Origin of the sequence: Paracidovorax wautersii, from assembly GCF_031453675.1 — a bacterium.
Taxonomy (GTDB): Bacteria; Pseudomonadota; Gammaproteobacteria; order Burkholderiales; family Burkholderiaceae_C; genus Paracidovorax.
The window spans coordinates 613,510-626,121 of record NZ_JAVIZX010000001.1; the positions used below are offsets into that span (position 1 = coordinate 613,510).

Here is a 12,612-nt window from a genome sequence, read left to right on the forward strand (position 1 = left end):
CGCGCCACAGCGGCAGGCACCACCCGAAACGAAGGGCCGCAATTGTAAGTCGTTCTCATTTGCACGATCTGTGCCACCATCGTGCGGGGCGCCCTGCCCGGCGTCGCCCGCGGGACTGTGGCTAGGTAAACCCCCGAGTCCTACCGGCGCCACCCGCTTTGAGAATGGGGCAAAGGAGACAAGACATGACCCAGGCCCGTCCCTGGCTGGCGCACTACCCCGCCGGCGTACCGCATGACGTCGACCCCGCGCAGTACCGCTCGGTCGCCCACCTGCTGGAGGAGTCGTTCCGCCAGCATGCAGACCGCCCGTTCTCGGTGTGCATGGACCGGTGGATGTCGTACGGCGAGCTGGACCGGCTCTCCACCCAGCTCGGCGCCTGGCTGCAGGGCCAGGGCCTGGCGCCCGGCGCGCGCGTGGCGATCATGCTGCCCAACGTGCCGCAGTTCGGCGTGACCATGGCCGCCGTGCTGCGCGCCGGCTACACCTGCGTGAACGTCAACCCGCTGTACACCGCCCGCGAGCTGGAGCACCAGCTCAAGGATTCCGGCGCCACGGCCATCGTCATCCTGGAGAACTTCGCGCACACGCTCAGCGAGGTCATCGACCGCACGCAGGTCCGGAATGTGGTGATGGCCGGCATGGGCGACCTGCTGGGCGCGGCCTATGGCCGCTGGATCACCTTCGCCGTGCGCCACCTGGCCAAGATGGTGCCGGCCTACGAACTGCCCCTGACCGGCGGGCGGCAGGTGGAGACCTTCAACCAGGCGCTGGCGCAGGGGGCAGGGCGCACGCTGGCGCCCAGCACGGCCACGCTCGACTCCACGGCCTTCCTGCAGTACACCGGCGGCACCACGGGACTGTCGAAGGGCGCGGTGCTCACGCACCGCAACATCGTCGCGGCCACGCTTCAGGCCGAGGCCTGGTTCACCCCCGCGCTCGCCAAGGTGGGCGACGTGAGCCGCGCCAACTCGATTGCCGCGCTGCCGCTGTACCACATCTTCGCGCTCACGCTGTGCCTGCTGGCGATCCGCCAGGGCTCCAGCCTCACCCTGATTCCCAACCCGCGCGACATCCCCAAGTTCGTCGCCGTGCTCAAGAAGCGGCCCTTCCACATGCTGCCGGCGGTGAACACGCTGTTCAATGCGCTGCTGCAGAATGCGCAGTTCCGCGCGCTCGATTTCTCGCCGCTGTGCGTGTCGCAGGCCGGCGGCATGGCGGCCTCGGAAAGCACGGCCCAGCAGTGGCAGAAGGTGACGGGCAGCACCATGATCGAGGGCTGGGGCATGAGCGAGACCTGCGCCATCGGCACCAACAACCCGGTGGACAACACCGCGTTCACCGGATCCATCGGCCTGCCGCTGCCGGGCATCGACATCGCCATCAAGAACGACCAGGGCGAGAGCCTGCCCATCGGGGAGGCGGGAGAGATCTGCATCAAGGGCCCGAACGTGATGGCGGGCTACTACAACCAGCCGGACGAAAACGCCAAGGCTTTCACCGCCGACGGCTTCATGCGCACCGGCGACGTGGGCGTGATGGACGAGCGCGGCTACACCCGCATCATCGACCGCAAGAAGGACATGATCCTGGTGAGCGGCTTCAACGTGTTTCCCAACGAGCTGGAACAGGTCATCTGCCTGTGCCCCGGCGTGCTGGAGTGCGCGGCCATCGGCATCGCCGACGACAAGCAGGGCGAGGCGATCAAGGTCTTCGTGGTGCGCAGCGACCCGTCGCTCACCGAAGACGACCTGGTGCGCTACTGCCACGACCATCTCACCGGCTACAAACGCCCCAAACACATCGAGTTCCGCGACGCACTGCCCAAGACGAATGTGGGCAAGATCCTGCGGCGGGAGCTGCGGGCGCCCGGAGCCTGAGGGCGTCCGCGGCTGCAGCGCGCGCCGGCTTACCGGCCCAGCCCGGCCGGACGGGCCAGCGCAGGCACCTGCCCGTCCGGAAGGTCTTTCGTCCCGTGGGCTTCATCCGTTGCCTGAGCCGCGCTGTCGGCCTGCGCCCATTCAACCCGGTTGCGCCCGCACGCCTTGCCCCGGTACAGCGCCGTGTCGGCCTGCCGCATGGCGTCCTCCAACGCATGGGGACGGGCAAAGCCGTGTGAAATCCCGATGGTGATCGTGCAGTGCAGCGGATCGCCCAAGCCCTTGGCCACAAGCGGTTGGGTTTCGACCGCCGCGCGCAGGCGCTCCGCCAGCTGCATGACACCCTGCTCGTCGGTGTCCAGGCAGACGGCGACAAACTCTTCCCCGCCAATGCGGCTGATCAGATCGCCCCGGCGCATGGTGTCGCGCAGCACCTGGGCCACATGGCACAGCACGGCGTCGCCCGTGTGGTGGCCGTGGTTGTCGTTGATGCGCTTGAAATGGTCCACATCGGCGATCAGCAGATAGGCCGTGGCCGAGGGGTGGCTGCTGCTGAAGTGCAGTTGCAGCGCATCGGCCAGCCCGCGGCGGTTCAGCAACTGGGTCATGGGATCGCGGGCGGCCATGTGGCGCAGCTCTTCGGTCAGGCGGCGCAGCAGAAGCCAGACCATGGAGGGCGGCAGCACGGTGGCCAGCAAGGACATGTAGACGTAGAACACCATCTGGAAGGTGGCGTCCATCTGCAGCGCATCCAGGCCGCCGCTCAGCAGCTTGACGAACTTGATGGCATTGAGCACGCAGATGCCACCGATCAGCAGCGCGAAGAAGACCATCTCGCCCTGCAGGTCCTTGGCAAACGTGCGCACGCCATAGACCACGATGCAGACCATGGCCAGAAACAGCAGCGCGGACGTACCGGACAGCAGGGCGTACCGCGCCAGCGAACCCAGACCCCACTGCACCAGCACCTGCAGGGTGCCGTAGGCCACGGCGAAGGCGACGAGGGGCTGCCAGAGCGCCGTCGGCCGGCCGAAGAAACGCATGGCGCCGATCGCGTACGCCATGGGAGAGGCCAGGGTCAGGGTGTGATTGAGCACGCTCATGGCGCTGAAGGCGGGCCGCCCTTCGGCCAGTTGCAGCACATAGGCGCAGCCCAGCAGCAGGTTGCCGACGGCAAAGCACTCCATGCCCACCTTCTTGCCCTGCAGACGCCTGCTGATGAGAAAGAACATCAGCGAAAAGCACAGCAAATGTGCGCACAGCATGCCGACAAGAATGGATGCAACCATGGGGTGGAAAAGGAAAGGGGCCGATGGCGGTCTGTGCCAGGGATCTGAAAGCAGCCCGGCGACGGGGACGACACCCGCCATGCAGGGAGTACGCCCGAGTCACAGGACTGCGGTAAAGCAATTCCCCGCGTTGTAGCAGAGCGCGGTGAAGGCGACCGGCTGCCCTGCCGGGCGGATGGCGCATTCCCGACCCGGGCGCACGGCCATCGTGCCGTGATTCGGTTACAGCCGGCGGTGCCATTCCACCGCCCGAGCCCGCGGGTTGCCACTGTGTGACCCGGTTACCGAGGCGGCATCGCAGCGATCGGGCGGGCAAGGCCACTTGCCGTCATTGCGGGTTAACCACCATGCGCAAACGTTTGCGCAAACGTTTTACATCGCTATCATCCGGAGCCTCGGACCGCTCGGATACCCCATGCGCGTTCGTTTTTCTTCTACACGCCGCACAGGAGACAACCATGCAGTTCACCCGCCGCTCCCTTCAGACCGCCGCCGCCCTTGCTGTCATGGGCAGCGTTCTGGCCACCCCCGTGTGGGCGCAGGACAAGCCCAAGATCGCGCTGGTGATGAAATCGCTGGCCAACGAGTTCTTCCGCACGATGGAAGACGGCGCCAAGGCGCACCAGAAGGAGCATGCGGGCGAATACACGCTGATCGCCAACGGCATCAAGAACGAGACCGACACCGCCGCGCAGATCAAGATGGTCGAGCAGGCCGTGGCCCAGAAGGCCAGCGCCATCGTGCTGGCCCCGGCCGACTCCAAGGCCCTGGTGCCCGCCGTCAAGGCCGCCATCGACAAGGGCGTGATCGTGGTGAACATCGACAACCAGCTCGATGCCGACGCGCTCAAGGAAAAGAACATCAACGTGCCCTTCGTGGGCCCGGACAACCGCGCCGGCGCCAAGCTGGTGGGCGACTACCTGGCCAAGCAGCTCAAGGCCGGCGACAAGGTCGGCATCGTGGAAGGCGTGTCCACCACCTTCAATGCGCAGCAGCGCACGCTGGGCTACCAGGACGCCATGAAGGCCGCCGGCATCAACGTGGTGAGCGTGCAGTCCGGCCAGTGGGAAATCGAGAAGGGCAACACGATTGCCGCCGGCATGCTGCGCGAGCACCCCGACCTGAAGGCCCTGCTGGCCGGCAACGACAGCATGGCGCTGGGCGTGGTGGCCGCCGTCAAGGCCGCGGGCAAGACCGGCAAGGTGCAGGTGGTGGGCTATGACAACATCCGTGCCCTCAAGCCCATGCTGGCCGACGGCCGCGTGCTCGCCACGGCCGACCAGTACGCCGCCAAGCAGGCCGTGTTCGGCATCGAGCTCGCCCAGAAGGCCCTGGCCGCCAAGACGCCCCAGGCCCAGCTGCCCGCCCTGGTGAAGACCGACGTGGTGCTGGTCACCAAGGACAGCAAGTAAGCATCCCGCCCCCGCGGCGCACGCAGCGCCCGGCCGGCGCGCCGTCGTCTCCTGCCGCACGCCCCGTGCGGCGCGCGGCGCGCAGGCCACCGCGCTGCGGCGCTGCTTCCACCGTCCGACGACGATCGAGTAACCCCTGCCGTCCACCCCCATGCCCCGCCACTCCGACCCCACCGCCCAGCCGCTGCTGTCCATCGACGGCGTGGGCAAGGACTACACGGCCACGGTGCTCGACGGCGTGACGCTGGCGCTCAACGCCGGCGAGGTGCTGGCGCTGACCGGCGAGAACGGCGCGGGCAAGAGCACGCTGTCGAAGATCGTGTGCGGGCTGGAACCGGCCACGCGAGGCAGCCTGCGCCTGGGCGGCCGCGCCTATGCACCCACCTCGCGCCGCGACGCCGAGCGCCAGGGCGTGCGCATGGTCATGCAGGAGCTGGGCCTGGTGCCCACGCTCACCGTGGCCGAGAACCTGCTCATGGGCCGCCTGCCGCACCGCGCCGGCTGGCTCCGGCGCGGCGCGCTGCACGCCGCCGCGCAGGCGCAGCTGGCCAAGATCGGCCTGCAGCACATCGACCCGGCCACGCCGGTGTCGGCCCTGGGCATCGGCCAGCAGCAGATGGTGGAGATCGCCCGCAACCTGCAGGACGACACCCGCATCCTGATCCTGGACGAGCCCACGGCCATGCTCACGCCGCGGGAGACCAACTACCTGTTCGAGCAGATCGCCCACCTCACCGCGCGCGGCGTGGCCATCGTCTACGTCTCGCACCGGCTGGAAGAGCTGCGCCGCATCGCCGACCGCGTGGCCGTGCTGCGCGACGGCCGCCTGGTGGACGTGCGCCCCATGGCCGGGCTGTCGGAAGACGACCTGGTGCAGCGCATGGTGGGCCGCTCGGTGAGCGACCTGGAACACCGCCCGCGCCGCCCCGCCGGCCCGGTGGTGATGAGCGTGGAAGGCATCGGCCGCGCGGACGTGGTGCAGGACGTGAGCCTGGAGCTGCGCGCCGGCGAGGTCTTCGGCATCGCCGGCCTGGTGGGCTCGGGGCGCACCGAGCTGCTGCGCCTGCTGTACGGCGCCGACCGGGCCGACCGCGGCCAGGTCGCGCTGCATGCAGCACCTGAACAAAATACCCCTCCAGCGCCCGCCGAGTCAGCGCAAACAGCTACCAATTCAATAGCAAAAGAGGTTGCCGCCGTGCCACCCGTGTGGAAGCGCTGGGCGCGCGGCTTCGCCTCGCCGCTGCAGGCCATGGCCGCCGGCGTGGGCCTGGTGACGGAGGACCGCAAGTCGCAGGGCCTGCTGCTGGCGCAGCCCATCCGCGTGAACGCCACGCTGTCCGATCTAAAAACCATCTCCCGTGGCGGCTGGCTGCAGCGCGCCAGGGAAAACGCGCTGGTGCAGGGCTTCGTGCGCACCCTGCGCGTGCGCTGCAGCAGCCCCGAGCAGCCCGTGGGGCAACTGTCGGGCGGCAACCAGCAGAAGGTGGTCTTCGCCCGCTGGCTGCACCGGCCCGTGCGCGTGCTGATGCTCGACGAGCCCACGCGCGGCGTGGACGTGGGCGCGCGCGCTGAACTCTACGGCGAGCTGGACCGCATGGCCGCCGAGGGCCGCGCGCTGCTCATGGTCTCGTCCGACCTGCGCGAACTCATGGCCATGGCCGACCGCATCGGCGTGATGAGCGCCGGCCGCCTGGTCGCCGTGTTCGAGCGCGGCGAGTGGACCGAGCAGTCCCTGCTGGCCGCCGCCTTCTCCGACACCGCAGGCCGTGCCGGTGCAGCCACTGCGCCTGCTGCCGCCAGCACGTCCGCCTCTCCTTCCCAACGTCCCTCTGCCACCGCATGAACGCCCCCGCCACCCCTTCCGCCTCCCTCGCCGCCCCCGCCACGCCCCGCCCCCCTTCGGTCTGGCGCAGCCAGCTCGGTACCTACCTCGGCCTGGCCGCCGTGCTGATCGGCATGGTCGCGCTGTTCTCGTACCTCTCCGACTATTTCTGGAGCGCCGAGACCTTCGTCACCATCGCCAACGAGGTGCCCGCCCTGGCCGTGATGGCCGTGGGCATGACCTTCGTGCTGATCATCGCGGGCATCGACCTGTCGGTGGGCTCGGTGATGGCGCTGGCCGCCGCCACCTCGGCCGCGGCCATCCTGCAATGGGGCTGGAGCGTACCGGCCGCCGCCGCGCTGGCGCTGGCCACGGGCCTGGTGTGCGGCACCATCACGGGCGCCATCTCGGTGGCGTGGCGGCTGCCCTCGTTCATCGTCTCGCTGGGCATGCTGGAGGCCGTGCGCGGCAGCGCCTACCTGGTAACCGACTCGCGCACGCAGTACGTGGGCGATGCCATCTCGTGGATGGCCGCGCCGTTCTTCGGCGGCATCTCGGTGGCCTTCCTGCTGGCCGTGGCGCTGGTGGTGGTCGCCCAGCTGGTGCTCACGCGCACGGTGTTCGGCCGCTGCGTGGTGGGCATCGGCACCAATGAGGAAGCCATGCGCCTGGCGGGCGTGGACCCGCGCCCGATCCGCATCATCGTGTTCGCCGTCACGGGCCTGCTGGCCGGGCTGGCCGGGCTGATGCAGTCCGCGCGCCTGGAAGCGGCCGATCCCAATGCCGGCAGCGGCATGGAGCTGCAGGTGATCGCCGCCGTGGTGATCGGCGGCACCAGCCTGATGGGCGGACGCGGCTCGGTGGTGACCACGGCCTTCGGCGTGCTCATCATCGCCGTGCTGGAAGCCGGCCTGGCCCAGGTGGGCGCGAGCGAACCCGCCAAGCGCATCATCACCGGCTGCGTGATCGTGGCCGCCGTCATCATCGACACGCTGCGCCAGCGCCGCGCCCTGCGCTGAGCGCCCGGCTGCACCACCGCACCGCACAGCGCCCGTCTGCTCCATGGCCACCATCAAGGACGTCGCCCACCACGCGCAGGTCTCCGTGACCACCGTGTCGCACGTGGTAAACGGCACGCGCGCTGTGAGCCCGCAGGCGCGCGAGCGCGTGGAACAGGCGATCCGCACCGTGGGCTACGTGCCCAGCGCCATCGCCCGCAGCCTCAAGAGCAACAACACGCGCACGCTGGGGATGCTGATCCCCAACAGCTCCAACCCGTACTTCGCCGAGATCGTCCACGCCGTGGAAGACCGGGCCTTCGGCGCCGGCTACAACGTCATCCTGTGCAACACCGATGACGCGGCGCCGCGCCAGGGCCGCTACCTGCAGGTGCTGGCCGAGCGCCGCATCGACGGCCTGATCGTCGTCTCCACCGGCCAGGACGCCACGCTGCCCACGCAGCTGGCCGGCCTGGCCGTGCCCACCGTGCTGGTGGACCGCGAGATCGAGATCGCCGAGCAACCCTGCGACCTGGTCGAGACCGCGCACATGCAGGGCGGCCAGCTGGCGGCGCAGCACCTGCTGGACCTGGGCCACCGCCGCATCGCCTGCATCCACGGCCCGGCCGGGCTGCGGCCCAGCGAGCAGCGCATCGCCGGCTGGCGCACCGCGCTGGCCGCCGCCGGCTGCGACCACGGCGCGCACCTGCTGTGGGATGGCCGCTTCACCAGCCAGGGCGGCTATGACGCCATGCACGCGCTGCTGCGCTCGGACGCTGCGCCCACGGCCGTGTTCGTGTGCAACGACCTCATGGCCATGGGCGCGCTGTGCGCCGCGCACGAGCGCGGCCTGCGCGTGCCCGAGGCCCTGTCCCTCGTCGGCTTCGACGACATCGAGCTGGCCGCCTTCACCAGCCCGCCGCTGACCACCATTGCCCAACCCAAGCAGCGCATCGGCGCGCTGGCCGTGGACATGCTGCTCGAACGCATCGACGGCAAGCGCCAGGGCCACCGCCAGACGCTGCTGCAGCCCGAGCTGCGTGTTCGATCCTCCACCGCGCCGCTGGCACGCCCCTGATTTTTCACTTCAAAGGAACCGCGGCATGACCGCCCCACGCATCGCCGTCGTCGGCAGCCTCAACATGGACCTGGTGCTGCAGGTGCAGCGCGCGCCCGAGGGCGGCGAAACCGTGCAGGGCGACAGCCTGCAGAGCATTCCCGGCGGAAAGGGCGGCAACCAGGCCGTGGCCTGCGCACGCCAGGGCGCCCTGGTGTCGCTGTTCGGCCGGGTGGGCGCCGATGCGCACGGCCAGGCGCTGCGCGACGCGCTCACTGCCGACGGCATCGACCACAGCGGCGTGCAGACCGATGCCGACGCCACCACCGGCGTGGCCGCCATCACCGTGGACGCCGCGGCGCAGAACCGCATCGTCTTCGTGCCCGGCGCCAACGGCCGCTTCGTGCTGGATGCCGACGCGCTGCTGGCCACGCTGTTCCAGGCCGACTTCCTGGTCATGCAGCTCGAAACGCCCCTGCCCGAGGTGCTGGGCGCCGCGCAGCAGGCATTGACGGCCGGCTGCCCCGTGCTGCTGAACCCCTCGCCCATCCAGCCGCTGCCCGAGGCGCTGTGGCCGCTGCTGCACACGCTGGTGGTGAACGAATTCGAAGCCGCCACGCTGTCGGGCCAGCCCGTGGCCACGCCGGCCGACGCCGCGCGCGCCGCGCAGGCGCTGCGCGCACGCGGCCCGGCGCAAGTCATCGTCACGCTGGGCGCCGCGGGCGCCGTGGCCGCCGACGCGCAGGGCAGCCGCCACCACCCCGGCCTGGTCGTGCAGGCCGTGGACACCACCGCCGCCGGCGACACCTTCCTGGGTGCGCTGGCCGTGGCGCTGGCCCAGCGCCACACGCTGGACGAGGCCGTGCGCGAAGGCATCCGCTCGTCGGCCCTGTGCGTGACGCGCCGCGGCGCGCAGCCGTCCATTCCCACCCGCGCCGAAGTGGCGCAAAGCCCCCAACCACCCGACTGGACCCCGCTGTGAAACGCACCGCCCTGCTGCACGCCGAACTCTCCCACGCCATCGCCAGCCTGGGCCATGGCGACATGCTGGTGATCGGCGACGTGGGCCTGCCGATTCCGCCCGGCCCGCGCCGCATCGACCTGGCGCTGACGCCCGGCATCCCGGCCGTGGCCGACGTGCTGCGCACCGTGCTGACCGAGATGCAGGTCGAGCGCGCCGTCATCGCCACCGAGGCCTCCGCCCGCGAACCCGGCGGCGCCCTGCCCGCCTGGTGCGCCCTGCCGGTCACGCCCGCGCAGGTGCCGCATGACGAATTCAAGCGCCTGACGGCCCAGGCCCGCGTGGCCGTGCGCACCGGCGAATGCACGCCGTACGCCAACGTCATCCTGGTGGCCGGCGTCACCTTCTGATCAAAAAAGTGAGCAGCTAGCGCTTACCCTCATTGGCATTCAGGCACAAAAGTATCTGAATCGGTTGATTGACAAGCGCAAGCAGCTATCATTTTTAATATCGACCGGCCGGTGCGCCAGGCCACGCGGCGCTTGCGGCCAGGGCGGCGCAGGGTCAGGTCCGGGTTTTGGAGAGCGCCAGCGTGCACCGCCTGGCGTTACGCTGGTCGGCCCGCCGCCCTGCCGCGGCCGCACGCACCCGCCATGCCCTTGCCGCCCCCCTCCGCTCCGTCGCCACCGCCGCTTCCCCCTGACATCACCGTGCTGGAGCGCGGCTGGCTGTCGGCCAACAACATCGTCTTCACCGGGCCCGAGGCCACCGTCGTCGTGGACACGGGCTACTGCGCCCACGCCGAGCAGACCGTGGCGCTGGTGGACGCCGCGCTGGACGGCCGCCCGCTCGACCTGCTGCTCAACACCCACCTGCACAGCGACCACTGCGGCGGCAACGCCGCGCTGCAGGCCGCCTGGCCCGGCGTGCGCACGCTCATCCCGCCCGGCCAGGCCGCGCACGTGGCCGACTGGGACCCGTACGCCCTGAGCTACACGCCCACCGGCCAGGACTGCCCGCGCTTTCGCATGGACGGCGTGCTGCAGCCCGGCACCACGCTGCGCCTGGGCACGCGCGACTGGCAGGTGCATGCCGCGCCGGGGCACGACCCGCATTCCATCGTGCTGTTCGAGCCGCAGGCGGCGCTGCTCCTCTCGGCCGATGCGCTGTGGGAGAACGGCTTCGGCGTGGTCTTCCCGGAGCTGGAAGGCGACAGCGCCTTTGGCGACGTGGCCGCCACGCTGGATCTGATCGAAGCGCTGGCGCCGCGCACCGTCATTCCCGGCCACGGCAGCGTCTTCCACGGCGTTCCGCAGGCCCTGGACACGGCCCGCCGCCGGCTCGACGGCTTCGTGCGCGCGCCGCAGCGGCATGCGCTCTACGCCGCCAAGGTGCTGCTCAAGTACAAGCTGCTGGAGTGGCAGGACATCGCCACCGCCGACCTGCAGGCCTGGGCCGCCGCCACGCCCTACTTCGGCATGCTGCGCGGGCGGCACTTCGCGGACCAGACGCAGCCCGAATGGGTGGAGAGCCTGCTGGACGACCTGGTGCGCTCGGGCGCGGCCGCGCGGGACGGCGACAGGATCCGCAACGCCTGAGGGTCTGCCGGCCCGAATGGACCGCCGCCGAGCTACCGCAGCCCATCCGCCCGGCCCAGCCGCCGATCAGCCTTTCAGCCGCCGGCGCGCACTGTGCCGCGCCAGATGCTGCGAAACACCAGCAGCGCCGGCAGCGCCATGATCGCGATCGACACCCAGCCCAGCCAGGCCCCGGTCTCCAGCGCCTGCGACAGGCCGACCATCCAGCCGTAGCCCGGGCGCTCCATGCCTTCGAGGTAGAGGAAATCGGCCGCGCCGTCCAGCAGCATCTCGACGGCCACCACGCCGGTCACCAGCGCGGACAGGCGGAACAGGGCCAGGCTTTCCACCTGCGGGCCCACGCGCTTCCACAGCAGCACCAGCGCCGTCGCCATCGCCAGGCCCAGCACCACGCCCCCCTGCTGCGCTGCCGCCTTCTCGGGCTTCCACACCGAGTTGAGCAGCACCACGATCTCCAGCACCTCGCGCCCCGGCGACGAAGCACGCGAAGCCGGCCACCGCCCACGGCGCCTGCGCATGCCCCAGCGCCCGGCCCAGACGCGCCCGCGTATCGAGCGCGATGCGCGACTCGGCCAGCAGCGAGGTGCTCACCAGGAACAGGATGAGCAGCGCCATGGCGATGTGCACCACCGCCGTGGTGCGCAGATCGGGCTCGGCCCAGTCGAGCAGGCTGGCGCCCATCGCGCCGCCGATGAGCGCGCCCAGCAGGGTGCCGGCAGCCATCGCCGCCAGCCATTGCGCGCGACGTGCGGCATTGAGGCAGGCGTACAGGGTGCCCAGGATCAGCGCCAGCTCGGCCAGTTCCCTGAGCGTGATGAGGAACGTCCCCAGCATGCGGCCCTCCTTCGTTTTTGAGTTTGATTCGCATTCGATTCTAGCGAAGCGCCTACGGCAGAGCGTTGCTGGCTCACGTAGACTCGGCCGCCACGACCGCGCGAACGCTTCCTCATGACCAACCAAGAGTTAATCGAGATCATCGACCGGGCCACCGACGCCTTCCATGGCGATCTGGACGAGCTGGAGCGTGCGATCGGCATGCTCATGCTGGGCCGGCACTACGGCTGGCGCGTGCTCATGCTGATGCACAGCCAGGCCACCATCCGCAAGTACCTCAAGATCCTGGGCATCGACAACCTGCGCGACGTGGTGCCCGAAGTGGGCGTGCTGGCCGGCCGCTCGCGCGCCTGGCGCCTGGTCGAGGGAACCTCCAACTTCTGGCGCGTGGTGCGCGGGCAGGTGGCCAATGTGCGCAGCGGCAAGGTGGATGCCCCCGGCAGCGCGCTGCCGCCCCCCAGCCGGGGCGAACGGTAGTCCACCAAGTACTACCGCATACCGGCGCCGAACTGCGGCGCAGCGCACATGGAGGAGTGATCCTCCATTTTTTTCGCCCTTCAGTAGTACTTGACAGTACTACCAACGCCGCCTACATTTCATTGCAAATACGAATGCATTGCATTCTTATGCCTGGTACGCGACACCTGCCACAGGACCGATGCCAGCCCGCAGCGCCCCGCTTGGGGCGTGTTGTCCCTGCATCCTTCACTGCCGTTGTGCCATGAGTTGCCGCTGCCATCCTCTTCTGCACCGCCGCCTGC

Annotated in this window: 12 protein-coding genes; 10 read left to right on the forward strand and 2 right to left on the reverse strand. The window is 69.9% G+C overall.

The window, feature by feature from the left end:
* Positions 1–185: 185 nt before the first annotated feature.
* Positions 186–1,880, forward strand: coding sequence for an AMP-binding protein (locus tag QE399_RS02835; protein WP_309825925.1), 1,695 nt, complete (start codon positions 186–188; stop codon positions 1,878–1,880).
* Positions 1,881–1,909: 29 nt separating this feature from the next.
* On the opposite strand, the gene QE399_RS02840 is transcribed toward QE399_RS02835, so the two are convergent.
* Positions 1,910–3,169, reverse strand: coding sequence for a GGDEF domain-containing protein (locus QE399_RS02840; protein ID WP_309825927.1), 1,260 nt, complete (start codon positions 3,167–3,169; stop codon positions 1,910–1,912).
* 458 nt (positions 3,170–3,627) lie between these two features.
* Here QE399_RS02840 and QE399_RS02845 point away from each other — a divergent pair, with 458 nt between their 5' ends.
* The 7 genes from QE399_RS02845 (at position 3,628) to QE399_RS02875 (ending at position 11,017) form a co-directional block, all read left to right on the forward strand.
* On the forward strand, positions 3,628–4,581 hold the full coding sequence (locus QE399_RS02845) for a sugar ABC transporter substrate-binding protein (protein WP_309825929.1): 954 nt from the start codon (positions 3,628–3,630) through the stop codon (positions 4,579–4,581).
* Between the two features lie 151 nt (positions 4,582–4,732).
* Positions 4,733–6,424, forward strand: a complete 1,692-nt coding sequence (locus QE399_RS02850; RefSeq protein ID WP_309825932.1) for a sugar ABC transporter ATP-binding protein — start codon at positions 4,733–4,735, stop codon at positions 6,422–6,424.
* Entirely contained in the window at positions 6,421–7,422 is a 1,002-nt protein-coding gene (locus tag QE399_RS02855; protein ID WP_309825934.1) for an ABC transporter permease, read from the forward strand. The genes QE399_RS02850 and QE399_RS02855 overlap by 4 nt, the downstream gene beginning before the upstream one ends.
* A 43-nt stretch (positions 7,423–7,465) precedes the next feature.
* Positions 7,466–8,479 (forward strand): LacI family DNA-binding transcriptional regulator, encoded by a 1,014-nt coding sequence (locus QE399_RS02860; RefSeq protein ID WP_309825936.1) that lies wholly within the window; start codon positions 7,466–7,468, stop codon positions 8,477–8,479.
* 25 nt (positions 8,480–8,504) lie between these two features.
* Positions 8,505–9,440, forward strand: coding sequence for a ribokinase (gene rbsK / locus QE399_RS02865; RefSeq protein WP_309825937.1), 936 nt, complete (start codon positions 8,505–8,507; stop codon positions 9,438–9,440).
* Positions 9,437–9,829 (forward strand): D-ribose pyranase, encoded by a 393-nt coding sequence (gene rbsD, locus QE399_RS02870; RefSeq protein WP_309825939.1) that lies wholly within the window; start codon positions 9,437–9,439, stop codon positions 9,827–9,829. Before rbsK ends, rbsD begins: the two co-directional genes overlap by 4 nt.
* A gap of 243 nt (positions 9,830–10,072) precedes the next feature.
* Positions 10,073–11,017: an MBL fold metallo-hydrolase gene (locus QE399_RS02875; RefSeq protein WP_309825941.1), complete on the forward strand. Its 945-nt coding sequence runs from the start codon at positions 10,073–10,075 to the stop codon at positions 11,015–11,017.
* A 74-nt stretch (positions 11,018–11,091) separates the two neighbouring features.
* Here QE399_RS02875 and QE399_RS02880 read toward each other — a convergent pair whose 3' ends face one another.
* Positions 11,092–11,535 (reverse strand): hypothetical protein, encoded by a 444-nt coding sequence (locus QE399_RS02880; RefSeq protein WP_309825943.1) that lies wholly within the window; start codon positions 11,533–11,535, stop codon positions 11,092–11,094.
* Here QE399_RS02880 and QE399_RS02885 point away from each other — a divergent pair.
* Complete coding sequence (locus QE399_RS02885) at positions 11,534–11,872, forward strand: hypothetical protein (RefSeq protein ID WP_309825946.1); 339 nt, start codon at positions 11,534–11,536, stop codon at positions 11,870–11,872. The two genes, QE399_RS02880 and QE399_RS02885, sit on opposite strands and share 2 nt — an antisense overlap.
* A gap of 93 nt (positions 11,873–11,965) precedes the next feature.
* Positions 11,966–12,328: a hypothetical protein gene (locus tag QE399_RS02890; protein WP_309825948.1), complete on the forward strand. Its 363-nt coding sequence runs from the start codon at positions 11,966–11,968 to the stop codon at positions 12,326–12,328.
* Positions 12,329–12,612 lie beyond the last annotated feature (284 nt).